Annotated in this window: 26 protein-coding genes; 10 read left to right on the top strand and 16 right to left on the bottom strand. The window is 40.9% G+C overall.

Features of this window, described 5'->3' with window-relative positions; translation table 11 throughout:
* Positions 1–29 precede the first annotated feature (29 nt).
* A complete protein-coding gene (gene aroA / locus AC3E9V_RS04805; RefSeq protein ID WP_488752054.1) occupies positions 30–1,286 on the top strand; it encodes a 3-phosphoshikimate 1-carboxyvinyltransferase in 1,257 nt (418 codons plus the stop codon).
* A gap of 5 nt (positions 1,287–1,291) precedes the next feature.
* Positions 1,292–2,653, top strand: a complete 1,362-nt coding sequence (locus AC3E9V_RS04800; protein ID WP_488752053.1) for a M20/M25/M40 family metallo-hydrolase — start codon at positions 1,292–1,294, stop codon at positions 2,651–2,653.
* Between the two features lie 186 nt (positions 2,654–2,839).
* Here AC3E9V_RS04800 and AC3E9V_RS04795 read toward each other — a convergent pair whose 3' ends face one another.
* The 13 genes from AC3E9V_RS04795 to AC3E9V_RS04735 form a co-directional block, all read right to left on the bottom strand.
* Positions 2,840–3,160: a hypothetical protein gene (locus AC3E9V_RS04795; RefSeq protein WP_488752052.1), complete on the bottom strand. Its 321-nt coding sequence runs from the start codon at positions 3,158–3,160 to the stop codon at positions 2,840–2,842.
* A 397-nt stretch (positions 3,161–3,557) separates the two neighbouring features.
* Positions 3,558–4,178, bottom strand: a complete 621-nt coding sequence (locus AC3E9V_RS04790) for a dihydrofolate reductase family protein (RefSeq protein ID WP_488752051.1) — start codon at positions 4,176–4,178, stop codon at positions 3,558–3,560.
* Between the two features lie 22 nt (positions 4,179–4,200).
* A complete protein-coding gene (locus tag AC3E9V_RS04785) occupies positions 4,201–4,677 on the bottom strand; it encodes an SRPBCC domain-containing protein (protein WP_488752050.1) in 477 nt (158 codons plus the stop codon).
* 4 nt (positions 4,678–4,681) lie between these two features.
* A complete protein-coding gene (locus AC3E9V_RS04780; protein WP_488752049.1) occupies positions 4,682–5,008 on the bottom strand; it encodes an ArsR/SmtB family transcription factor in 327 nt (108 codons plus the stop codon).
* 197 nt (positions 5,009–5,205) lie between these two features.
* Positions 5,206–6,483: a hypothetical protein gene (locus AC3E9V_RS04775; RefSeq protein WP_488752048.1), complete on the bottom strand. Its 1,278-nt coding sequence runs from the start codon at positions 6,481–6,483 to the stop codon at positions 5,206–5,208.
* A 140-nt stretch (positions 6,484–6,623) separates the two neighbouring features.
* Positions 6,624–7,262 (bottom strand): hypothetical protein, encoded by a 639-nt coding sequence (locus AC3E9V_RS04770; RefSeq protein ID WP_488752047.1) that lies wholly within the window; start codon positions 7,260–7,262, stop codon positions 6,624–6,626.
* Positions 7,246–7,737, bottom strand: a complete 492-nt coding sequence (locus AC3E9V_RS04765; RefSeq protein WP_488752046.1) for an RNA polymerase sigma factor — start codon at positions 7,735–7,737, stop codon at positions 7,246–7,248. Before AC3E9V_RS04765 ends, AC3E9V_RS04770 begins: the two co-directional genes overlap by 17 nt.
* 283 nt (positions 7,738–8,020) lie before the next feature.
* Positions 8,021–9,655 carry a gamma-glutamyltransferase gene (locus tag AC3E9V_RS04760; protein WP_488752045.1) on the bottom strand — a complete coding sequence of 545 codons (1,635 nt, stop codon included), beginning with the start codon at positions 9,653–9,655 and terminating at the stop codon, positions 8,021–8,023.
* 92 nt (positions 9,656–9,747) lie between these two features.
* On the bottom strand, positions 9,748–10,053 hold the full coding sequence (locus AC3E9V_RS04755; RefSeq protein WP_488752044.1) for a hypothetical protein: 306 nt from the start codon (positions 10,051–10,053) through the stop codon (positions 9,748–9,750).
* Between the two features lie 74 nt (positions 10,054–10,127).
* Positions 10,128–10,832, bottom strand: coding sequence for a DUF6197 family protein (locus AC3E9V_RS04750; protein WP_488752043.1), 705 nt, complete (start codon positions 10,830–10,832; stop codon positions 10,128–10,130).
* A gap of 160 nt (positions 10,833–10,992) precedes the next feature.
* Entirely contained in the window at positions 10,993–12,666 is a 1,674-nt protein-coding gene (locus AC3E9V_RS04745; protein WP_488752042.1) for a M56 family metallopeptidase, read from the bottom strand.
* Positions 12,659–13,033 carry a BlaI/MecI/CopY family transcriptional regulator gene (locus AC3E9V_RS04740; protein ID WP_488752041.1) on the bottom strand — a complete coding sequence of 125 codons (375 nt, stop codon included), beginning with the start codon at positions 13,031–13,033 and terminating at the stop codon, positions 12,659–12,661. The genes AC3E9V_RS04745 and AC3E9V_RS04740 overlap by 8 nt, the downstream gene beginning before the upstream one ends.
* Positions 13,034–13,390: 357 nt before the next feature.
* Entirely contained in the window at positions 13,391–15,838 is a 2,448-nt protein-coding gene (locus AC3E9V_RS04735) for an ABC transporter permease (protein WP_488752040.1), read from the bottom strand.
* A 315-nt stretch (positions 15,839–16,153) separates the two neighbouring features.
* Here AC3E9V_RS04735 and AC3E9V_RS04730 point away from each other — a divergent pair, with 315 nt between their 5' ends.
* From AC3E9V_RS04730 to AC3E9V_RS04705, 6 genes are all read left to right on the top strand, one after another.
* Complete coding sequence (locus AC3E9V_RS04730; RefSeq protein WP_488752039.1) at positions 16,154–16,828, top strand: TIGR04282 family arsenosugar biosynthesis glycosyltransferase; 675 nt, start codon at positions 16,154–16,156, stop codon at positions 16,826–16,828.
* An 88-nt stretch (positions 16,829–16,916) separates the two neighbouring features.
* Entirely contained in the window at positions 16,917–17,252 is a 336-nt protein-coding gene (locus tag AC3E9V_RS04725) for an arsenosugar biosynthesis-associated peroxidase-like protein (protein ID WP_488752038.1), read from the top strand.
* A 42-nt stretch (positions 17,253–17,294) separates the two neighbouring features.
* The gene (arsS, locus tag AC3E9V_RS04720) at positions 17,295–18,332 is read left to right on the top strand and encodes an arsenosugar biosynthesis radical SAM (seleno)protein ArsS (RefSeq protein ID WP_488752037.1); all 1,038 of its coding nucleotides are present in this window, start codon (positions 17,295–17,297) and stop codon (positions 18,330–18,332) included.
* A gap of 42 nt (positions 18,333–18,374) precedes the next feature.
* Positions 18,375–19,355: an arsenosugar biosynthesis arsenite methyltransferase ArsM gene (arsM, locus tag AC3E9V_RS04715; protein ID WP_488752036.1), complete on the top strand. Its 981-nt coding sequence runs from the start codon at positions 18,375–18,377 to the stop codon at positions 19,353–19,355.
* A gap of 79 nt (positions 19,356–19,434) precedes the next feature.
* The gene (locus tag AC3E9V_RS04710) at positions 19,435–19,881 is read left to right on the top strand and encodes an Rrf2 family transcriptional regulator (protein WP_488752035.1); all 447 of its coding nucleotides are present in this window, start codon (positions 19,435–19,437) and stop codon (positions 19,879–19,881) included.
* Between the two features lie 110 nt (positions 19,882–19,991).
* Complete coding sequence (locus AC3E9V_RS04705) at positions 19,992–20,537, top strand: carboxymuconolactone decarboxylase family protein (protein WP_488752034.1); 546 nt, start codon at positions 19,992–19,994, stop codon at positions 20,535–20,537.
* A gap of 49 nt (positions 20,538–20,586) precedes the next feature.
* On the opposite strand, the gene AC3E9V_RS04700 is transcribed toward AC3E9V_RS04705, so the two are convergent.
* The 3 genes from AC3E9V_RS04700 to ettA all read right to left on the bottom strand — a co-directional run bounded on the left by AC3E9V_RS04700 (position 20,587) and on the right by ettA (position 23,423).
* Positions 20,587–21,480, bottom strand: coding sequence for a DUF72 domain-containing protein (locus AC3E9V_RS04700; protein WP_488752033.1), 894 nt, complete (start codon positions 21,478–21,480; stop codon positions 20,587–20,589).
* 108 nt (positions 21,481–21,588) lie between these two features.
* Positions 21,589–21,744 (bottom strand): hypothetical protein, encoded by a 156-nt coding sequence (locus AC3E9V_RS04695; protein ID WP_488752032.1) that lies wholly within the window; start codon positions 21,742–21,744, stop codon positions 21,589–21,591.
* Entirely contained in the window at positions 21,744–23,423 is a 1,680-nt protein-coding gene (gene ettA, locus AC3E9V_RS04690; RefSeq protein WP_488752031.1) for an energy-dependent translational throttle protein EttA, read from the bottom strand. Before ettA ends, AC3E9V_RS04695 begins: the two co-directional genes overlap by 1 nt.
* 80 nt (positions 23,424–23,503) lie before the next feature.
* Between ettA and AC3E9V_RS04685 the strand changes: the two genes are divergently transcribed.
* Both AC3E9V_RS04685 and AC3E9V_RS04680 read left to right on the top strand, forming a co-directional pair.
* On the top strand, positions 23,504–24,715 hold the full coding sequence (locus AC3E9V_RS04685; protein WP_488752030.1) for a DUF349 domain-containing protein: 1,212 nt from the start codon (positions 23,504–23,506) through the stop codon (positions 24,713–24,715).
* A gap of 135 nt (positions 24,716–24,850) precedes the next feature.
* On the top strand, positions 24,851–25,072 hold the full coding sequence (locus AC3E9V_RS04680) for a DUF2795 domain-containing protein (RefSeq protein WP_115870092.1): 222 nt from the start codon (positions 24,851–24,853) through the stop codon (positions 25,070–25,072).
* Positions 25,073–25,148: the final 76 nt, after the last annotated feature.

The following is a 25,148-nucleotide window of genomic DNA, read 5'->3' as shown; positions in this document are numbered from 1 at the left end:
AGACGTTCCTTTCTTAAAATTATTTTAGTTTGAAATATTTTCTATCACATTTCGATAATCAGCTAAAAGGAGTCGTTCAGCTGACGTCTTCTAAAAGTGAAAGCAATCGCGCTTTGCTTATCAACGCCCTCAGTGGCAACAAATTGTCGCTGGATAACCTTTCAGCAGCCCGCGATACGCAAACCATGCAGAGACTTCTCCAAGAATCAGGCCAGTCCAGGCCAATCCAGGCCGGACCGGACCAGTCTAAAACCTGGGATGTGCTGGATGCGGGCACCACTATGCGATTCTGCACAGCTTACCTGGGGGTAAAAGGGAACGGACAAATCATTACCGGGACTCCTCGCATGAAAGAGCGCCCGATCGGACTTTTAGTGGATGCCTTGAGAAGACTGGGAGCCACCATTGAATACGTTGAAAAAGAAGGTTATCCTCCCCTGAAGATCTACGGCATTGAGGAGCAAAAAGCCACCGTGATCGAAATCCCCGGCAACATCAGCAGCCAGTTTATCAGCGCTTTGCTGATGATCGCTCCAAAACTGCCCCAGGGGCTTACTCTAAAGCTTACAACCGAGGTATTTAGCCGTCCGTACATTGAAATGACACTGGGGCTGATGGAACGATTCGGTGTGAAGTCTACCTGGAAAGGAAGTGAGATAACCATAAAAAAACAGAATTATTGGGAAGCAAGCTATACGATCGAAAGTGACTGGTCCGGCGCCAGCTATTGGTATTCTATAGCCGCCTTAAGTACTTCAGGAAGCATTAAGCTGCTTGGTTTGCACGAAAAAAGCCTGCAGGGCGACCAAAAGATTGCTGAGATCATGAAAAATATGGGAGTCAATACGGTTTATGACTCATCCGGAGCCCAGCTGATCAAAACTTCCAAAGTCGAAAAAGAAATCACCATTGACTTCAGAACCTGCCCGGACCTGGCTCAGACGGTGATGGTAGCTGCGGCTGCAAAAGGTGTGACCCTGAAAATGACAGGCCTGGAAAGCCTGAAGATCAAAGAAACTGACCGGATAGCTGCTATGCAAAATGAGCTGGAAAAGATTGGGGCCACACTTACTGAAGCAGATCATAGCTGGACCATGATCCCCGGAAAACTACCTGCGCAGGCTCCGGCAATTGATACGTATGAGGACCACCGCATGGCCATGGCTTTTGCTCCACTCTGTCAGGTGATGGATATAGAGATCGATGACCCTGATGTAGTCAAAAAATCCTACCCGGCATTTTGGGAAGACCTGAAATCCGTAGGAATTGAAATCAAAAGACATTGAAAACCATGAAAAAGCTCTTTTCATTACTTATACTCTTCCCTTTACTCATCCAGGCTCAGGATCATAGTAATGCCATCAAAAGTATCTACGATGAGCAGCTGACGAACAGCCCGGTGTACGAAAACCTGAGGTACCTCTGTAAGGGAATAGGTAACCGGCTATCGGGTTCGCCGGAAGCTGCAGCAGCCGTGGAATACACCAGACAGCTGATGGAATCTTATGGATTTGATACCGTTTACCTCCAGCCGGTGATGGTACCGCACTGGGTTCGCGGAAAGCAAGAGATCACCAGGGTCACCAACTCCGAAAAGAAGGGAGCTTTTGAGCTCAACTCTATTGCTCTGGGCAATTCAGTGGGGACCGGCCCTGAGGGAGTGCTGGCAGAAGTGGTAGAAGTGAAAAGCATTGAGGAAGTCATTGAACTTGGCAAAAAGGTAGCTGGAAAGATCGTTTTTTACAATGGCGAGATGGACCCTACGCTCATCAATACGTTCGCTGCTTATGGTGGAGCGGTGGTGCAAAGGGCTTACGGAGCATCTGAAGCCGGTAAATTTGGGGCAAAAGCAGTGATCGTCCGATCCATGACCAACCGCAGGGATGATATACCTCACACAGGCTCCCTGGTATACAAACCGCTCATGCCACAGATCCCCGCTGTGGCGATCAGCACCAATGATGCCGATGAGCTTAGCAACCTTCTCAAAAAACAAAAGGACCTGAAGATCTACCTGGAAACGCACTGCCAAATGCTGGACGATGAGCTCTCCTACAACGTGATCGGCGAGATCAAAGGGACGGAATACCCAGATGAGGTCATCGTGGCTGGCGGTCACCTGGACTCCTGGGACGTGGGTGAAGGAGCTCACGATGATGGCGGTGGCTGCATGATGGCCATTGAGGTGGGCCGCACATTCAAAGCTCTAGGCATCAAACCCAAACGAACCATCCGGGTGGTGATGTTTATGAACGAAGAAAATGGCTTGCGAGGGGGGAAGGAATATGCCCGGCTAGCTAAAGAAAAAGGCGAAAACCACATCGCCGCCCTGGAATCTGACAGTGGCTCGTTCGGCCCAAAAGGTTTTTCTTCCATAGGCACCGACGAACAGCGAGACAAGATCAAAAGCTGGAAGCCTTATCTCCTACCCTACAATGTGTTTGATTTTGACCCGATAGGCTGTGGAGCTGATGTGAGCCCGCTGGAAGATCAGGGTGTATTCCTGATGGAGATGGAGCCCAACCCACAGAAGTACTTCAACTACCACCACACCGAGGCGGATGTTTTTGAGGTGGTGGACAAACGCGAGCTGGAGCTTGGAGCCGCTACGCTTACAAGTATGGTTTATCTGATCGATCAGGAGGGGATTTAGGATAACTTGCGAAAAAAACCTTGGCGCTTAGCTGCTAGCTATGTGCCTGTTGCGCAACTCAAATTTCCCCGAAATGGTCAGTTTTCTTATCTGAAAACTTCAATTACAAAGGCTTATAGACAGGTAACGCTTTGATAATATTAGACATTTACCAACTATTGAGGGGTTGTGCAACAGCTACTATTGTTATGTTTCTTTAGCAAGTTCAGATATTGCCTGACTAATTCGTTTAGATAAATCATTGGGGTTTGCCATTGACTTCAAGCGTGATCCAACATGCTTGGCAAAATCTTCCAAAACATCAATTGGATCGTTACTAGGGTTATTGGGTAATGCTAAAGCATCTCGTAAATGTTTGAAAGAATGTAAAGACAAAAGCGACTCTCTATCTTCAATGGTAATTTCAGTGTTTAGATTACGAGCCAGTCGGTTTCTAATTTTATTGAGTCGTTTAATCCCTGTTGAGAGTTCTTTCGTTTCATCCGAAAAATTTTCTATTAACGACACTTTCTGAGAAAATGATAATCGGATATTTTCTAAATCTCCAAGATTCGGGTTAAGTGATTCAATATATTTGTAAGAAAGAATTCAACGAACAGGTGGGATCTAAGAATGCAACCAATAGTGGTAAAATTCTGGTTCCATTTTTCGTTAATGCTGGAAATTTGCTCCTCCATCTCAGCATTTAGCTTTTCCTTTCCTCCTGAAAGTTCAATTACTCGCTTGGCTAATAATGTTGGGTCTTTTTCCATGATTCAGTGAAACATAACGGTTAGTATATGAAAAGTAGGCGATTTCGAGGTACGAAACTTTCGATTAGGCAGAAAGCTTGATGTGAGCCAGAACCTTTGATTTAACTGCTGTTTCGCCTATTTTTTATATACATTGTTAGCGGGTCGTTGTTTTATTTCTTCGTCAGTTTGTATCTTAAATGTGTTGTCAAGTCTGAAGGTATCACCTCCACTATTTGAATGTCATATTTGTTTTTGTCAATACCGTCAAAAAGTCGGATACCGTTTCCTAAAAAAACAGGTGCAATGTGTATGAAGAACTCATCCACAAGCCCTGCGTTGAGAAATTGCTGAATGGTATTTGCTCCACCTTGTATTCTCACATCTTTTGCTTTTGCGGATTGTTTTGCTTTTTCAAGTGCACTTTCTATTCCGTCATTAATGAAGTGAAAAGTTGTCGAGCCTTCTTGGACCCAAGGTTGCCGCTTTTCGTGTGTTAAAACATAAACGTCTGCTTTATATAGGTCATTCGGCCAACTTACTTCACCTTCCTCAAACATTCGTTTTCCCATAATAAAAGCACCTGGTCTCGTATTTGATTCTTTAATTAATTTTCCATCAGGACCATCTTCTTTCCCTCCGTCTATTCCTAAATATTCCCAAAAAGCTTTTTGATTAAGCATCCACATATGAATTTTTCCTGATACTCCACCCATTGGGTTCTTTGGGCCTCTATTGTCACCTGCGAAAAACCCATCGAGAGATATTCCACTGTCAAATATTATTTTACTCATAATTTCCTGTTTTATTTAGTTATTAACTGACTGTCATTAATTTAAGATAGTTTTCAAGTCTGTTTAAGGTCTGTTTACCACCTTCAATGGCGTTTACTTTTCTATTTAATTCTTCAATAATTTCTTTTGACTTGAATACTGATTGCATTGTCAATAATGTTTTACCGTCAACTTCTTCAAAGAAAACGGAAACAGTGAAATTATAATCTTCACTTTCTGCACCCGTATGTCTATAGGACAAAAGGGAAGGTCTTTTTACTTCTACATACTCGATTTTATTATCCCAATCACGTCCCATTCCGTGCATAATAAAATCCCATTGTTCACCTATTTCTACAGTCATTGATTTAGTTGTTAGCGAAAAACCGTTTGGTCCCCACCATTCTTTTATGTGTTCAGGAGTTGTCCACACTTCCCAAACTAAATCTATTGGTGCATCAAGAAGTCTTGCATGTGTAATAATGTTGTCTTCTTGTTTGAATGTATTGTATTTTTTCATCTTTCTATTTCTTCCTTTTCTGAATTTTTGCCAAATAACTTTCCAATGAGTCAAGTTTATTATCCCAGAAATTTCGGTATTGGTCTACCCATCCTGAAACTTCTATTAATCTATCGAGCTTTGGTTCGCAAACTCGTTCTCTGCCTTGTTGTTTAATGTTAATGAGTCCACATTCAGTCAAAATTTTCACGTGTAGTGAAACAGCTTGACGTGTCATATCAAAGTTATCAGCAAGCGAATTCACATTCTGTGGTTTCTGAGAAACCAAATGTATGATTGCTCTTCTTGTTGGGTCAGCTATTGCTTGAAAAACATCTCGGTTTGGATTCATATTGAATATTTAATGAGCAAGTAATCGCTTGCGAATATAAGTGCAAGTTTTTACTTGCGCAAATTTATTTGTCATTTTCTTTAAAAATTATTCCTGAAAAGTAGAAGGGAATGTTGGTCTGATTGGGTGTCGCTCCGCAATGCCCGCTAACGTTTTACTAAACTGCGTTTCAATGTAGTTTAGGTTATGTTAACTACTTATTTGTAGTGAAGATTAAAGTAAAAACCCGCATTTCCGTAGACGCCTTTTTTTAGTTGCTTACCTAATACGTATCCTTCTGTTTTATACCCCATATTTGCTATCAGTCCCAATTTATGGTTGATCATTAGATTTTCTGTAATCTCAATATTTAAGCCCAAGTTATTCTCAATGCTGCTCCAATAATCAACACCTAAATTGATAGAGTGTCTGTCTACAATGTTAATGTCTCGAATGGAAAAACCTGTGCCACGTATTTGATCAATCATATTTCCTCCTATTCGGTAATAAACATTGAAAGGAGGTAATTTGTCAACCTTGAAATAAGCATTGAAGTAATTTTCAGCTCCAAGTGTGCCACGACTCGCTAAAATTGAAGGCATAAATTGTACATTTTTAACTTTAAACATGAGTGGCTTGTATGACGTTTTTCCAGTGATAATATAATTGAAGAATCCGTACAAGGAATTGACAATTGAAGGATCGAATAGGGCAATATTATATGCTCGTACTTGTCTATCATATTGATCAAGAAAGAACTCGTTTATATATGCAGTAGAATCCAGTGGAGCAAATGGGATAGGGTTTGATTCGCTCACAAAACCATCATAATATCCATATTTTCTGGTAAGATTTACATTGTATTCTATAGGATCGTTACCTCCTAATAAAATTTCTCTTGATGGGGATTCAACATATTGGGTAAGAGAACTATTAATATATTGACCAGGTCCGAGTTTGTTTGCCAATATTGGGATTAATGAATGCCATGAAGTATATTGCCCACTATACATTTTATTCATTTCAAGTTTTGTAATAGTCGTTGTAACATCATTTCCGGCAAGGCTATTATACATTAATTCTGTTTCGGTAAACTGACTATAGAATATTGGCGTCTTTGGTGCTGTGCTACCGCTTCCAAATTCAACCGTCAATTTAATATTGGTCAACCCATAACTCCTCTGAACTTCATAATGCCCGAGTTCATGAGCAAGCGTATTAATGTAATTAGGAATCAAAACAAGTCCAGCTAAGCTATGTATAGTTCTAATGGTGATGTTGTCCCATTTTTTATTTGGAATGAAATCCAATTTATCATTAGACAGCACTTGAGCAGTAGGGTCCATAATTAAACCCGTTACGGAAAGGTAATTATTGGCAATAGGCTCAAAATTGGGTCGTGAACCCCAAACAAAACTGTATTTAATTGCTGTTGTATCCTGCGCAAAACAATGGTAGGAAACAAGTATTAATAGTATTATTAGTACTTTTTTCATTGTAGTTAACGTCTATCAATGTGCGGAGGCCGGGATTTCGAAGCTCCAACTTGTCATACTGTAACAATTTTGAGTAAATGCACTAAACTTAAATTCACCCACATTGCCCGGCTTACATATATTGCGTGTTATCACCATTTTTAGTTTCTCAACTCTTCCATTTCAGCAATCATGTTTTCGAGTTTTCTGAAAATTCGCCTGTAGACCAAATTCACATCCCATTTATAAATTTTACCACCAAAAATATAAATTAGAATCGCAATTATGAGGGATATAATCCAGGCAAAAGTCGGAATTCCATAAACTAGATGAAATCCGGAATTCAAAAAAGCTGCATTCGTTACTTCTCCCGCTTTCAATGCATGTGCTATTGGCATCAAAGATGCTAAGAAAATCAAAGGATAGAAAAAACGCATAACTTTTGCATTGTTTGAAATCGCTGTTTTAAGCCAACTATTGAATGACTTGAGGTAATCATAGCTACTTAAACCAACATCAATGTTTTCCATAGTTCTTCCCTGTTTGATACTTATCCAACAAACTCCCATCAAGAGAAAAAATATGAAAGTTCCGGCATAGGGCGTCCCAAGCGCAGTATACAACCCCAAATTCAAAAACGCAAAAACCACAATGGCATAAATATTAACCTTCATAATTCGTTTCAATTTATCGATAATAGTTTTCGATTTTTTATTGTACAACTCATTAAGTTTAGGGGCGATTAGTGCTTCGCTATCTAAAAATCCTTTTTTCCAAATTGTTTCAATTGACTTTTCCATCTAATGTTTTTTTTAAACGTTCCTTTATTCTTTTAATGCGTACACCGATGTTGTTAGCATTGGTGCCAATGATATTTGCGATTTCCTGATATGACTTTTCTTCCAGATAAAATAAAATCACTCCTCTGTCAACCTCAGATAATTGTCTGATAGCATCATACAATTGATTAAGAGATTCATCAGCAAATGCATTGCTTTCTGCTATTGTATCTTCAGGCAAGGAATCAGAGGCGAAATACTGGTGATTGCTTTTCTTTTTCTTTAACAAAGTCAAGCATACATTCAATGATATCCTATATACCCAGGTGGACCATTTAGACTCTTTTTTGAAGTTGTCTTTGCTTTTCCATAATTGCAAACACACCTCTTGATAGTAGTCTTCAAAATCCTCTTGCGAATTGGTATATGCCCTGCATATTTTGATGATGATTGAGGCATAGGGTAAAATTGATAAAGTATAAAAATCGCTACTCACTGTTTTTTTCTTGATTAGTGGCTAAAGTCAAAAATTATTACACTCTATTCAATATTTTTAATCGATGTGAGTATGGAGCAACTAGAATCAATGAATCAGATTCCTCTGGCGAGTATTGGTGATAACGTTATTGCTATCAATCGTGGTTTTGGTTGGTGTGTCAGCTTTGCGTGACCATGATTTGATAGCTGATGTTGTATAACGTTTTGTTACAAATTTCATTTATACCTTCAAGCCAACCCATTCTCAATTATTTAGTCAAAAAAATATTACTCAAATCAATCTATTTAAGCCAGACTTCAGTACCTCTTAATTCTCTTGTTTCAATATCACGATAGATTCCTGTCCAAAAACCACTAATGACTGAGTGATCTTCACTAACATCACCCCCTAATTTTTGTGTTTCTGATATTAGCTTATTCGAATATTTGTCCGGCTCAATGTATAATTTTAGTTTTCCATCAAGCATGTTAAATGCCCCCACAGTAGGTGTTTCTACACTTTCTTTTGGAGTCATTTTGAAATCCAATATATTTATTAATGAAGTTAAAGTTTGATTGTGTAATCCAGAACCAATGCAGGAAAAGCCTAAAATAGGTTGGCCATCTTTTAATACAATTCCAGGATTAGTGCCTTCAGGAAGTCGTTTTCCAGGGCCAACTTTTTGAATCATTTTCTGCTGAAAAGTTGCTGGGTCAGGTATAGAGATACCATCAACAAATAGACCATTAGAACCCCAATTTAATGTATTTATACTATGGATCATAGCAACCATATTTCCCCATCGATCTACCGCAACGATTGCTGCCGAATGTTCATTATTATAAAGGTTATTTCGATTTTTATTTGCCTTATCGGTTTTCAACATATGTTCCCAAATTAATTTTGATGTTGTCTTTTTTAGTCTTGATTCCTCTGAAAGATCAATCTTATCATCAAAATACCTAGGATCAAAAGATGCATACATGGATGCTTTTAATATTTGGATCAAGGTCGCCATTGCTTTAGGAGATTTAGTATAATGCCCTATCTCGGATAACTTGGACACCTCTGCTAAATTTAAGGATTCGATTAAGTTCATACCTCCAAAAGCGGGGTTGCCATGTGTGTAGATATCATATCCATGATAATTCCCATGAACTGGATTTGACCAGATCACTTCATAGTTTTTCATATCCTGAAGGGTAATTTTACTTCCAATATTTCGTGCAGCTGATACAAATTTTTGTGCCCATTTACCTTCATACATATAATCTGAACCCTCTAAGCTTATTTTTTTTAGAGTCTTGGCTAATTCTGGTTGTCTAAAAATTTCCCCGGTACTATAATATGATCCATCTGGCTTTGAGAATACTGCCTTTGATTCTGGGTATTTGTTTAGAATATTTTTCCATGATCTGAAAGCATTATCATCTGCCTTAGTCCACACTGTTCCTTCTTCCGCAATCCTAATTGCATTATCAAACAAACTCTTAAAAGGGATTTCCCCAAATTTGTTATGTGCCTCCTCAACACCTTTCATAAAACCGGGTATCAGAATAGTCCGTCCATCTATTATATTTCTGTCGGCATCAGCCCCATAGTTTGTGAATGGAATTGTAAGTGGATCTATTTCATTCAGCACAGTATTAAAAGCTCCATTCATATTGTGGATTGTACCAGTTTCTGCTTCAAAATAAATTAGATTCAACATTCCTGCGTAACTAATATATTTGCCTCCACTTAAAGCAATTTCAGCGAGAGCCACAGATAGAGCTGCGTCCATTGCCGAGCCTCCTTCATCAAGAATTTTCATTCCATTGTCTACTGCATCTTGACTTGTAGAAGCAGTAATTAAATACTGATCTTGACCTGTATTACAGGCAAATTGCATTGTAAAAATTAATAAAAGGAGAACTCTAAATAGTATATTCTCCATTCGAGCACATTATCTAAATGTTATACAACATTTGAATACCCTGACCAAAGGTCATCATACTCACACTATGTCTCCACTAATTTAATAGTTTTTTATTCTCGCAAAATCAGTGGTAGCTCCATGCGTACAGATTTCCGTGGCTTTAGAGGTGTTGCGTCATTTCTTACCACCGGACGATCATTTCTTACCAGCATTTCGTTATTTCCTGAGAGCAGATGACGATTTCCCGGGACCATTTCCTTATTTCTTACCAAAAGATGGCTATTTCTCACCAGCTCCTCGTCATTTCTTAGAAGCAGATGGGCATTTCTCATCAGCACTTCGTCATTTCTTAACAGCAAATGGTCATTTCTTACCAACACTTCATCATTTCTCATCAGCACTTGCTTATTTCTCACCAGCTGGGTGACATATGCCCGATCAGGTACATCACATTTTTCGGATTTGCTGCTATTGTGTTCCCGTTTTCTTTCTATTCTTCTTCAAGAATTGCTTCCAGTTTAGCAGTTGATCTACTCAAAAGTTCTTTGATTTCCCTGAATGAATTTTGATTATTAAAATCCATCAAACGATGACGATACTCTTTACCTGGAGTTACTTCCTGAATCGTTGTACGAACAATATTCATAGCAGGATTTCTGTGGTTAAAATCACCAAACACTTCAACTGAAGCACTATAAAGCGCGCAATACAAACTCCATTTCAGGTTTTCATTATCATCTTTACACTTTCGATCGTCATTATTGTTCCAGAATGATTCCTCTTCCAAAATTTTATCAGCTTTCCTTAGAATTTCCAAATCAAGTTTACCTGGAGTTGGCCTGTATTTCCAGTCAATCGAGAATTTAAGTGAGTCTACGGTAGTGGAGATGTTAGTCAGAGGATACCAACCGAAACTTATTTTTATTAGCAGATCACTTGTGACATCAACATTATTTTTAACTATACCAAACTCAAAATTTCCTTTTTGTGAATTATATAGAATACCGGTCGCACCCAGTAAAATATTGTCCGGGTTGGTAGATGGATAGACGACTAAGCTATCAAAAAAGTCCGGATCGACGCGTCCAATATATTTACCATCATCTTCAACTAATTTGAAGTTGAGCACCTGTCCAAATAAGTTAGTATTCAACAGCAAAAAGAGCATTAGAAAAAATTGCTTAAACATGGTCATGATTTCATTTTTATTGGATTAAGTAAATGATCTGCCTCACCCTGGAAAAAACAGATAAAAGAAAGAAGAAACCCACCTTTCCAATTGATATGGTTAAGCAAGACTCCTTCTTCCTCCCACCAAAGGCACACCAATGGCTTTTGAAAGATCATATAGTTAATCACCCATCCATATCAGCAATAGATATGGCCCTGGGAACGCCCTTACGAACCGCGTTATATTCTTCCCTTTCCAGGTCGTAGAAATCTTTGCCAAACATCTCCTGAGCCCGCTCCTGGTAGATCTTGTTAAATCCTTCCTGGATGTGAAAGAGGTTGGCCAGGTAATCGTTATAGGTATCTTTATCATCATAACGTGCACTAATAGCATAATCCTGTGACCCTTGTCTCATAAAGCCCTTTACGAAATCATATACCTGGCTTTGGAGAGCTGGCCTCTCTCCATTCCCAAGATCTACTTTAAGCAGCGTCAGATCACCTGATGCCTCCAGTTTAGAGGCGTCTACTACCTGAATGGTAGGATGGTCCGGATGTGGAGGTAATAATAAGGGCATTTCTACACCATTCCCACCAGCAGTCAGCCCTTTATAAAGCAGTCTTCTGCAGTCAGCTTTTCTAAGCTCCCACATGACCTCCCGAACAAGCTTCATCTCCTGCCCTTTATCAATCCGGGTTACAACTATCCTACTCTCTGTCAATCCTGACTTCTCAATTACACCTCCTATCTCATCTACAGCTATTTCCACACCATCGATAAACAGTGTGTTATTGATTATCACCAGATCCAAAGCGTCGCTAAGATCTCCATCGAAGGAATACCCGCTCTGAGGCAAAACCGGAAGGCTCACCTCCATACGTATTTCCGGTTTGCTCTCTGCCGAAACTTCATCGATCTTTGAATTGCACTGAACAATGATTACACTAAGTATCATTGTGATTCCCAGGGCCATGGCTACTTTTACTTTACCTGACCATCCTGATTTTTTATTTTTCATCATGGTTATTCTCTTTTTGATAAATGATAAATTGAAATTGTGTACCAACCCGTATGAGTTGTTGCTGATCAATTGACTCAAAAGCATGGTCTGGTACTCAACCAAAGAGTGACCCATGTTTAGTACTTCATTATCTGCTATATATTCATGTGTAGTTTTCAGGGATTTGATCAGCCGCCAGATGATGGGATTAAACCATAAAAAGGCCGCCAACAGTTGAACAAATAGTAAGTCGGCAGAATGTCGCTGACGAATGTGGATCTTCTCGTGCTCCAGGATTTGACTAAACTCCGGACCGTCCACCAGCTTTTCGTAAGCAAACACATACCGTGAAAAGGAAAACGGAGCAACGGGCTCAGGTAGCTTGACCACCTTAACACCATCCATAATAAGCATTGGATTCCTTTTAATCATTTTTCTTATCCATCTCAAGGTCCGGGCCGTTCCGGACAAGCATACCACTATACCAATGGCATAGATGAAAATGAGACCTATAAGGATCTTACCAGACCAGTCCGTCTGGCCAAATGATCCATTACTCATTTTCGCTTCTGCTATATTGCCTGCATTTCGTGCTTCAAAATCCCACGAAGCAACGGCCTCATAGTAGGACATTCTAAACCTGCTGATCTCCTCGATCGGCCGCTCTACCACAGCTACCTTTGTCGGATTAAAATCAAAACTCAAAAGCGGAAAAAGCAGGGATATCACTACAATACCCAGAAGAAAAAAGCGATTAAGGCTGAAAAATGTCTCCTTTCTTAGCACCAAAGCATATAAAAGGTAGAGGAGTGCAAGTACCACACTTGCCTCCAACAGGTAAAGTAACAGCTTAATCATTTTTCTTAGACTTTAGGTCTTCCAGCATTTTCATGACTTCATCCAGCTCCTTTTCATCCAGCTCTTTGCTTTCAGAAAAGAAGTTGACCACTTGCTTAAGCGAATTGTTGTAATAATCCGAAACCAGCCTCGACAGCTGCCCCTTCCGGTACGCCTCCTTCGACACCAGTGGATGATACTGGTGGGAATTTCCGTAGGCTGTATAACCCACGATCTCCTTTTGCACCAATACCCGCACGATTGTAGAAACGGAGTTGTACGGAGGTTTAGGGTCGGGATACTGATCAAGGATATCCTTGATAAAGCCTTTTCCAATATCCCAGAGAATCTTCATTATCTTCTCCTCTGCTTTAGTTAAAGTGACCATCGCTTTATGAGTTTTAATTAATCAGCAATACAAGCTTACAACTTATTTTTAAGTTATACAACTTAATTATAAGTTAATTAACTTAAGGATACGTTTTACAGTTGTTAGTAAGCGACTATAATGACAAATCCTGTGCTGGTCCTCGTTTATGATCAAAAACCTTAATGATGGCATTTTAAAGTGCCTCATGATCCGGATGTGTTTAGTCGTTTTTCGTCTGATATGTAATCAAAATCCCCTACCCATCAAAACCTCTTCTCGGCTCATTCTACACCTGGTGGGGCAAGGGGGATTTGACATCTCGTCATACAAGACTATAAACAACCTTAGAATGTCATTTTGAGCCTGGGTAAATAATTACTCATCCCGAAGAACTTCTGTTGGATTGATCCGTGATATCCTTCTGATTCGCAATGACATGACCATCAATGAAATTGTCAAAATCAGCAATAGCGGAACCAAACCATAAACCCAATTTAATTCGACCCGCCACGCATACCGTTCCAACCAATTGTTAGATGCCCAGTAACTAATAGGCCAGCCGATAGCAAGGGCGACCCCAATAATGTATAAGTATTCTTTACCTAGAAGGTTAAAAAAGTCATTTTGTGATGCTCCCAGAATTTTGCGAATTCCGAATTCCTTTGTCCGTTGATTAATGACCAACGTGATCATACCCAACAGTCCTATTGAAGAGACAAACAGAATTAGTGCTGTAAAAATAGACATGATATTTTTCAGCATATGATCTTGTTTGTATTGCCGTGAATAATAACCATCCAGGAAAAAGTAATCGAACGGTTGATCCGGGAATACTTCCTCCCAATTGGTTTGAACCAGATCAATAGCTGACTGTGTTTCCACAGTGTTAAGCCTGACTGAAAAAAACCGGTTCCGATTCATTGATCGAGTATAAAATGTAACCGGTTTTATTTCATGGTGTAGTGATTGTTGGTTGAAATCTTTGACTACACCTATGATTTGGCATTTCCCATCTTTTCCGATATACATGTAATTACCAACTGCATCTTTTGGGTTTTGATAACCAAGCGCACGTGCGGCAGTTTCATTGATTACCATGTTAAATTTTTTGTAATCAACTTTCGAAAATTCAGGATCAAACCCTCTTCCTGCCAGGAGATCAATGTTAAATGTTTTGAAAAAATTTTCATCAACTCGGATTGATTGCATTGGGGTTTTACCTTCCATTGCCGTTAATGCAGGACGGAAATCCAGCGATTGGCGGATAACATAACCAGGAACACTTGAACCCACAGTGGCGCTGTGAATAATGGTACTGCTGGATAGCCGATCTGTTAAATGGTTGTATTTCATTGTTATGGATGAGTCTTCACTCGTTTGATATGTAGGAAAAACAATGACTTGTTCTGGCGAAAATCCGAGCTTTTGACTTTGCATCCCATCCAATTGTCGGAAAATGACAAATGATATGAATATGAGAAATATGGTAGCCATGAATTGAAAGGTTGTTAAGGCCCTCCTCAGTGAAATGTTGAATCGAATATCTCCATGCTTACCCTTGAGCGCTGTGACTACCTGCATTTTTCTAAATGCCAGAGCCGGGTATCCTCCGGCCAGAACCGGAATTACTAATCCTGATAATAATAAAAAGACCCAATAAGGTTTATGATCCAATATGCTATATCGGGGATCTAATTCCAGATAATAATTGAATTGAGTGACGAATAAACCTACAATCAAAACTGAACATCCAATAGAAATCGTAATAATAATCAACCCCTCAGTGAAAAATTGGGCAAATATCTTAGAGCCACCACCCAGAATTTTTCTAATCCCAATTTCTTTTAATCGTTCCTTGGATCTGGATATCATTAAGTTCAGGTAATTAATAATTCCTATTACCAGAAGTATGATTCCGATGAGTTTGAGTGCAGCTATAACGTTTGGATTACCTTTTTTGGTAAATTCTCTGAATAAGTCAATTGAACCGAGATGTAGTTCATTGACTGATTGTAGTTGAAATTTAAAGACGGTGTTTTCAGCTTTGTATCGATCAGTTTGATTGTCCATATACAATTGATCTAGTTTTTCTTCCACCTTTTTAACCTGAGTCTGATCATTTATTTTGAGGTAATTATAAGTATTATAAAGGCTCCTCCAATTATTATCATCATCGGCCGAAATTTTGTCCCAGGGCAAAAGCATTTTAACCTGTAAATGGGATGTGGAAGGAAAATCATCAAAAACCCCTGCGATTTTTAAGTATCCAAGAAAATCAGATTGGATGATTTGACCAACTGGATTTTCATTAGGGTAATATCTATCAGCTATTGACTTGGATATTACCACAGTTGATTTTTCTTCTAAGGAGAGGTTGCCATAAATAGCTTTTCTTGGAAAAAATTTAAAAAAGGAAGGAGTTGATATGAAAACATTATCACCATTGAACCAGTCTCTTTTCACAGAGTCTTTAAGCACTGACATCACATTATGGTTTAGCTCGAAACTAAAACCAAATAACCTGACATAGTCGTCAACCTCGGGAATCGATTCCATGGCATAAGGGCCAACGGCAGAGAAGGTTGTTGCCAGGGATTGAATATTTGTGTCATTTGTATAATTGTTCATATGGACACGATAGACCTGATCTTTGTTAGGGTTCCACTCATCAAAACTTTCTTCAAATGTTACATATTGGTATATGAAGGACGTAGATACCAGGGTTAGGATTAATCCCAGGATACTAAAGATTGAAATTGACTTTTCCTTGTTAAGGAAGCGAAAAGCAACCTTGAGGTAATTCGCAAATATTTGGGTTTGCATGGTATTAGTTCGGTTATTGCTGGATGATCTCAAATCGTTTATATCGTAAAAAGAGGGTAGCCTTAGTAAGGGTTTTAATTAATCAGCAATACAAGCTTACAACTTATTTTTAAGTTATACAACTTAATTATAAGTTAATTAATTTAAAGATACGTTAATCTAATCGTTTTCACCTTATTTGATTCTGAAGTTTTAAAGAGAATGGCTCTAATATGAGAACAACAAACCACCCCTTTTGCACATCCGCTGACATTTTCATGCATCGTAAGTGAATTAATGAAACAGATACACTGTTAAATTCTTAACTTACCACTGATGAAAGGTGCTACAGCCATATTATTCTTTTCCCGGAGCCCTGAAGAGGAGCTGATGGAAAAGAAATTTCATCAGGACAGATCTAAAGCTTATCAGATTGCGAGATTTCTTGTTTCAAGGACCAGAAACATCCTTAAGCAAACCGGCTTACCTGTATTTGAGGTAAACAGCCTCAATCAAACCGGAAACACCCCAAACGAACGATTTCACAATGCCATAACCCACATTTTTTCAAACGGATATAAACAGGTGATCGCCGTGGGTAACGATTGTCCGCAGCTGACCCCGCAGGATATCCTGAAAGCCAAAGAAGCTCTTGAAACCAAATCCATCGTACTGGGACCTGACCTCAGGGGTGGCGCTTTTCTGATCGGGGTTAAAAAAGAACATTACCAGCCGAACCTCATACTCAATACTCCATGGGGCAGCCGCAATTTCCTGAAAACAATCACGGATCATTTCAAAGCAGATGAACTACTGCTTCTAAATTCACTGACCGACATCAACGAACCCATCAGCCTGCAGCATGTAAGAGGCGTATCTTATCGCAGGTCACTGTTGGTTGCGTTTTTGAAATTATTCAATAATATCCAGTGGGTCTTACACCCCCAAATGGCTGCCACAAAGCCCATAGCTACCTTTTCCATATCCCGGGGGCCACCACAACTGGCCTAAACTCCATCTTCGTAAATTTTATTCAAACAACCCATTGCCCCGGGCAGCGGGTAGTATCTATTAAACCTATTTATAACCCTATCTTAAAATGAAGGAAACGTATTACAACAGGGAAGACCTGAAGAAATTTGGTAAGATCACGGAATTTCAAAAAGAGCTCGGTGACAAGTTTTTCGAGTACTATGGTAAAGTCTTTGAACCCGGAGCGCTCACAGCTCGTGAAAAATCGCTGATCGCTTTGGCTGTAAGCCATGCCATCCAGTGTCCATACTGCATTGATGCCTATACGTCAGACACCATGTCTAAGGGTGTGGACGAAGAGCAGATGATGGAAGCGGTGCACGTAGCAGCAGCCATTAGAGGTGGCGCCTCCCTGGTGCACGGCACACAAATGATGAACCAGGTCAAGTCAAAAATGATGTAGCGCCTTCACCGCTACTGTTTTTTATCATTTAAAAAACTATCTATGAAGACGCTCAACAGGCAACAACATAAATATTCATCCACGGATGCTCAGCTGGAAGTGCTGGATGATAATGAATCGCTGGGCATCCCCTCTTTTCAGGACAGGTTAGAAAACATTGGATTATATCCACTCAAGCCTACTGGCATAGAGATCTTCCAGGTCAACCTGGGAAAAATGTGCAACCAGGTATGCAAACACTGTCATGTGGATGCTGGTCCGGACCGGAAGGAGATCATGACAAAAGAGACCATGCAGCAGTGCCTGGATGCCATCCGTAGTACGGACATCCAAACCGTAGATCTCACCGGAGGCGCTCCGGAAATGAATCCAAACTTTCGCTGGTTCGTGGAGGAGATATCCGCCATGGGCAAATCGGTGATCGTCCGCTGCAACCTGACCATCATTTTAGCGAACCCTAAGTACAACGACCTGCCAGAGTTTTACAAAAAACACAAGATCAATGTGGTTTCATCACTCCCATATTTTGCGGCTAGCCGAACTGATGCGCAAAGAGGTGAAGGGGTATTTGGCAAATCCATTGAGGCGCTTAAAATGCTCAATGAAGTTGGGTATGGTAAAGATCCTGAGCTTCAACTAGACCTGGTTTACAATCCTTCGGGCGCTTTTTTACCCGGCAGTCAGGAAGAGCTGGAAAATCAGTTTAAACAGAAGCTGCAAGAAAGGTATGGCATTGTTTTTAATAATCTTTTCGCTATTACCAACCTCCCGATAAGCCGGTTTCTGGAATATCTGATGACTTCAGACAACTATGAATCGTACATGAATGAGTTGGTCAATGCCTTCAATCCGTCAGCAGCTGCAGGGGTCATGTGCAGAAATACCCTCAGTCTGGGATGGGATGGTTATTTGTATGACTGTGATTTTAACCAGATGCTGGAAATGAAAGTCAGAGATGCACCGCAGCACATTTCCAATTTCGACCTGGAACAAATTAACAACCGATCCATCAAAATCGGCCAGCATTGCTACGGATGTACCGCTGGTGCAGGCTCCAGCTGTGGTGGAGCTACTACCTAGTCTGTAATTGAGAATTGATAATTGATAATTACTTACTGCATTATGGCAACTGATATAAAATACCTGGACGTAACAAAAGATATCTATAAACGAGCAGCGGAAACCCCAGATGTAGGACTGTGCTGCACCACTACTCCTGTCTGGGCGTTCCCCGGACTGGAGATCCCCAGGATCATGCAGCAGATGAACTACGGCTGTGGTAGCACAGTACATCCGCGCGATCTCATCAACAACCCAAAAACGCTGTATGTAGGGGTTGGAGGAGGAATGGAGCTCCTGCAGTTTGCGTATTTCAGCAGACAAACTGGTGGGGTGATCGGGATCGATGTGGTGGATGAAATGCTAAAAGCCAGCCACGATAATTTCGCAGAAGCTGAAAGACTCAACCCCTGGTTTAAGTCTGAGTTTGTAGATCTACGGAAAGGGGATGCAATGGACCTTCCAGTAGAGGATGAGTCAATAGATGTAGCTGCTCAAAACTGCCTTTTCAATATCTTCCATGAAGAGGACCTGAAAAAAGCGCTTCAGGAAATGTACCGGGTATTGAAACCGCACGGAAGGCTGGTGCTTTCTGATCCGGTTAGTGAGTCTCCAATGCCAGATACGCTCAAAAACGACCCTGAACTACGAGGACTATGCCTGAGTGGGGCATTACCGCTGACAGATTACATTAAAATGATCACCGATATTGGTTTTGGTACAGTTGAGATACGTGCGAAAAGACCCTACCGGATACTGGATCCTGAACATTATGATACCTCGGAAACCATTTTCATCGAGAGTGTAGAAGTTTGCGCCATCAAAGATCCTATGCCAGAGGACGGGCCATGTGTCTTCACCGGAAAAACGGCTATCTATTTTGGTGATGAGGAGTATTTTGATGACCACAAAGGCCATGTTCTCACACCTAATCAGCCTTTGGCCGTGTGTGATAAAACCGCCGGGAACCTGGGCTCATTAGGCCGAAAGGATATTTTCGTTTCAGAAAGCACCTTTCACTACGACGGGGGTGGTTGTTGCTGATCAGGAATAGGGGCTGGCTGTTTCAAGCAGCCCTTTTTGAAACCCCATAAAGATTTGATTTTACGTAAATTGCTGGTGTATGCAAGCCAGTACGAAATTTTCCAAGGCCATCCATATTTGCATTTACCTCAATGTAAACAGGGACCATACAGTCTCATCCAATGAGCTTGCGGACAGCCTTTTAACACATTCAGTGGTCATTCGTCAGCTGATCGGTTTGCTAAAAAACAAAGGCATTCTTAAAACGTCGATTGGTTCTTCAGGAGGAGTTGAACTGGCCAAATCACCTTCAGATATTACCCTCTGGGATCTTTACAAGGCAACACGGGAAGATGGGCTTTTTAAAAGACCAAATAAGATAAATCCGGATTGTATCGTTAGTTCTAACCTGAATGTTTTAGTCCATGATTCTTTTACTACCGCAGAAATGGACATGCAAAATACCCTGGCTCACAAAACAATCGACCAGCTTACCCATCATCTCCATGAAATAGTTGGAGGACCTGCCTTGAAGAAGGGAAAATAGTCTCTGTGTCACATGCTTGACACTATCTAACGCTCTTACACTAAAAGCCAAACTTAACTACTCATGAGGCGTTCTAAATGTAACTTTAAAAATTACATTTAAATAAAAGCATGAAAAACTTAGACGTATTATCAAGAGAAGAGGCATCAGAAGAGAGCCGACAACTATTTGACACGCTAAAATCAAAACTAGGTACAGTTCCGAATGTCTATGCAGCCATTGGAAACTCATCAAAAGCTTTGGGTGGCCTTTTAGCGCTAAATGAGAGCCTGTCTGCAGGCGAATTTTCCGGAAAAGAGATTGAGACGATTGCATTAGCCGTGGCTGAGGCCAATAGCTGTGACTATTGTCTGGCAGCTCACACCACTGTGGGTAAAATGCAGGGCCTCACGGAAGAGCAAACAGTAGAGATCCGAAGTGGCGCTATAGCAGATGAAAAATTGAAGGCACTGAGTGAGCTGGCTAAGGCGATCACCATCACCAGAGGAAAACCAGACCAGCAGCTGATTGACAACTTTCACAATGCAGGATACAGCAAACCAGCGCTTTCAGAATTAATAGGTTTTGTAGCCGCAAATACCATTACGAACTACACCAACCACATTGCAGATACGAAAATTGATTTCCCTGTTGCTCCTTTATTGCAGGGTGCATAATTGTTCCCGGTCAGCAGTTCATTCTGAATTGCTGGCCTCTTTTTTAAACCTAAAACTGCAACTCTGCTTGTTCTTCGCCAAGTGAAGGGAGCTGAAGATCTGTACCAAACTCCTTATTGAACTTCTCAATAAAATAAGCAGACAGGTATGGCGAAGCCTTTTCCAAATTCTGATGAACAAAAAAGTATAGCCTCTCCAGTCCCTGATCTTTCCAAACCTTAAGCCGCTCGATCCAGTCATCCAGGCGTGCATAGTCGCTTTCATGATTTGCACCCACATACCGCACAAAGGCCACCGGAGATGTCAGCCTCATGTGCAGCAGGTCTCTTCTCCCCGCGGTATCGGTCACGATATTGGCCATTTTGTACTTTTCGAAAAGAGAATAGATCCATTCTGCCTCTTCTGGGTCATTAAACCACTCAGTGTTTCTAAGCTCAATGGCCAGCGGAATATCCTGATGCCACACATCCATAAATACCTCTAAACGGTCCTTGTTTTTAGGGCCGAAATTGTCATGAAGCTGAAGAAAAGCCATCCCCAGCTTATCACCAAAGCTTCGGGTGTTGTTGCAGCATTCCTCCACCTCCATTTCCACATTGTTGAGTCGTTTGATGTGGCTTATGAAGCGAGAAACCTTAGGAAAAAACTTAAAATCATCCGGGACCTTATCTTTCCATTTCTGAATCTGCTCCGGGCCATAATTATTGTAAAAAGTGGCATTCAGCTCAATAGAGTTGAATTGACGAGCGTAATAAGTCAGCTCGTCTTTGGTGCCTCTGGGATAAAACTTTTTCAGGTCCTGCTTATTCCACTTGGCACAACCGACGTAAATTTCTGATAAACCCGAACCCCCTTCTTTCTTTAGAACCTCCGCTGTACCGGGATGATCCTCTGGCAAAGTAAAGTCAACTAGTTCCGGGTTTTCTACGCTGCCAAATTTCATACTGATCTCAATTATTGCTGTTGTCTTTTAGTCTCCTTAACTGGTTTATTAGTAAATCCAAATCCTGTTCAAATTGTCCAAACTATTTCATAATCTATACCGAAATAATCAGATAATCATATACAGCAAAAACAAAACGATCAACAGAATGGCCACCCATTTATAACCTGTACTAAAGTCCGTAAATTCATACCCGCAGATCGGACATGTTTTACTTTTCGCATCTACTTCCATGGCACAGGATGGACATTCTTTGGTTTTCATTACTTTATCTTCCTGTACTTAATCCGCTTCGGAGTTTCATCGCCTAGTCTTTTCTTTCTATTCTCCTCATACTCTGTAAAGTTGCCTTCAAACCAATACACCTGGGAGTCTCCCTCATAAGCCAGAATGTGGGTACAGATCCTGTCCAAAAACCATCTATCGTGAGAAATAACCACCGCACAGCCGGCAAAATTCTCCAGAGCTTCTTCCAGTGCCCTAAGGGTATTAATATCCAGGTCATTGGTAGGCTCATCCAGTAACACAAGGTTTGCACCCTGCTTCAGGGTTATCGCCAGGTGGACACGATTGCGCTCTCCACCGGATAGCACACCCACCTTCTTTGTTTGATCCGACCCGGAGAAGTTAAACCGGCTTACATAAGCACGGGCATTCATCTCTTTATCTCCCAGCTTTATGAGCTCATTTCCTCCGGAAATAGCTTCAAAGACCGAATCATTAGGTTTCAGGTCATCATGTTCCTGATCCACATAGGCCATTTTTACTGTGGGTCCCACATCAAATGTGCCGGAATCCGGCTTTTCCTTTCCGGTGATCAAATTGAACAATGTGGTTTTCCCGGCTCCATTTGGCCCGATCACTCCCACTATACCTCCCTGCGGCAGGCTAAATGACAGGTCATCAAAAAGGAGCTTATCTCCGTAAGCCTTAGAAACATTCTCAGCTTCAATCACTTTACTTCCAAGCCTTGGTCCCGGAGGGATATACAGTTCAAGCTGCTGTTCTTTTTCTTTGCCCTCTTCTCCCAGCATCTTATCGTACGCTGAAAGCCTGGCTTTGGATTTTGCATGGCGTCCTTTTGGTGTCATCCGCACCCATTCGAGTTCTCGCTCCAGGGTTTTCTTTCTTTTTGACTCAGATTTTTCTTCCTGTGCCAGTCGTTTTTGCTTTTGCTCCAGCCAGCTGGAGTAGTTTCCTTTCCACGGGATCCCTTCTCCACGGTCCAGTTCCAGTATCCATCCGGCCACATTATCTAAAAAGTATCGGTCGTGGGTCACAGCGATCACCGTTCCATTGTATTGCTTTAGATGCTGCTCCAGCCAATGAACCGATTCAGCATCCAGGTGGTTAGTAGGCTCATCCAGCAGAAGTACATCCGGTTCCTGTAGCAAGAGACGGCATAGAGCCACCCGCCTTTTTTCGCCACCGGACAGATTTTTAATAATTGCATCTTCCGGGGGAGTTCTTAATGCGTCCATAGCGCGCTCCAGCTTACTGTCCAGCTCCCAGGCGCCTACCTGGTCCAGCTTATCCTGCACCGCTCCCTGCTTTTCAATGAGCTTGTTCATTTTATCCGGATCTTCCAGGATCTCCGGCTCACTAAATTTCAGGTTTATTTCTTCATACTCATCGAGTAGGTCTGTGATTTCCGTCACAGCTTCACTGATCACTTCTTTTACCGTTTTTTCCTGATCCAGCTCAGGCTCCTGCTCCAGGAGACCCACACTATATCCGGGTGAAAAAACCACTTCACCCTGGTATTCCTGGTCTATTCCGGCAATAATTCTTAATAATGATGACTTTCCTGAACCATTTAAACCCAACACTCCTATCTTCGCACCGTAGAAAAAGGATAGATAGATGTTTTTCAGTACTTGTTTCTGTGGCGGATATATCTTATTAACCCCCGCCATAGAGAATATAATTTTTTCGTCAGACATTTTTGGTTAATTTCAAAACGAGATCGAAGTTACTGTATTTATCTGTCAGCAAATAATATACAGAATAACAGTTTTATATTGTGAGCACAAAGGAAGTACCTTTTGGAAAAATAGCCGATGATAAGATCATCTTAGATGGATGGGGCAACCACCCGGAACGTGAAATTGGTGAGGTAAGAGACAATGATCCTGAAGCTTCAATAAATTATTTTACAACTAAGTTTTCGGAGTTGGAAGAAAAGATCGCTGAGCTTGAAAAAGAAATTGAAACCTCTGCAAATAAGGGTTCTTTTCTGATGAAGCTTCTTCACTTAAAAGAACAGCTACCCAGCCATGACGGACTTGGCGATTACCAAAAGCTACACGAACGTCTCGAAAGACAGGAAAACCTGCTGCAGGATACCATCCAAAAAAACCGGGAACGAAATAGTGAAATTAAAAAAGCATTACTAGACGAGGTAAAGGCCGCTGCAGAAAAGATCAACTGGAAAGAGGCTACTGAGGAAATCCACGATATAAAAGCCCGATGGATCAAAACAGGAAACGCTAAAGAAGAAGAGCAGGAAGAGCTTGATCAGGCATTTTGGGGAGTCCTGGAAGCGTTTTTCGAAAAAAAGAAGCGTTTTTACGAAGATAAAAAAAGACTCGGGGAGCTTCGAAAGAAAGAGTATGAAGCCATTATAAAAAAGACAGAACAGCTTAAAGAGCTACACGGTAAAGTACGTTTTGACCTCATCAACCAGCTCAAACAAGAATGGAGAGATGTGGGGAACATCCCTAAAGAGGAGTACACGGAACTGTTAAGGGAATTTAACCAAAGCCTTAAGAGCCAAACACCTGAAAGCTCTCCTGTAGACCTGGAGGAGATAGTTACGGAGCTGGAAAGCTTTATGAATGGAGAAAAAAAATATCACTTTAAGCTAATAGATGGGCACAAAAGAGCATTGAAAGGAGTGCGGCCCAAAAACAAGGAAGAGAAAGACCTGAAAAACCAGGCGTTTTCCAAGATACAGCTTCTCCTGGAACGAGACTTTTTAGACAAAATAGCCACTAAGAGATTTGCCAACTTTCGCGAGCTTGAAAAAGCCAGAAAAAAAAGTATCCGGATCGGGATTCTGGAAGAGCTACTGGGACGGGACAAAAGTGATCTGGCCAGGTACCAGGAAAATTCGGCTAATTTTTCCGCTGGCACAGGCAGTATGATAGACCTTGTGGAAAAGAAACTGATCCAACAGCGCAGGAAAATTGAGACGAAAGAAAAGCTTTTAAAAATACTTAAAGCAGAAAATTGATTTTTTTCTCAAAAAATGAAACAAAAAAATTGCTTTTTACATTAAAGGTGAGTACTAATGGAGAGGAGAAAAATAAAAGTTTGATTTCTCATTAGAAAAACTATTTTTGCACGAAATTTTTAAAGGCATAAGAATATGTATTGGACACTAGAATTAGCTTCATACCTGGAAGACGCACCGTGGCCAGCCACAAAGGACGAATTGATCGATTACTCAATACGATCCGGAGCTCCCCTTGAAGTGGTGGAGAATCTTCAGGAACTTGAAGACGATGGTCAGCCTTATGAGAACATCGAAGAAATCTGGCCAGACTATCCTACCAAGGAAGATTTTTTCTTTAATGAGGATGAATATTGACAGAAGAACTGTCCGAAAAGAACCAGAAGCTTCGGAAAACCGGAGCTTTTTCATTTCTAAAAATAATATATTCATT

Source organism: Marinoscillum sp. HNIBRBA16962, from assembly GCF_057801515.1.
This window is presented reverse-complemented; position numbering and strand designations above follow the sequence as displayed.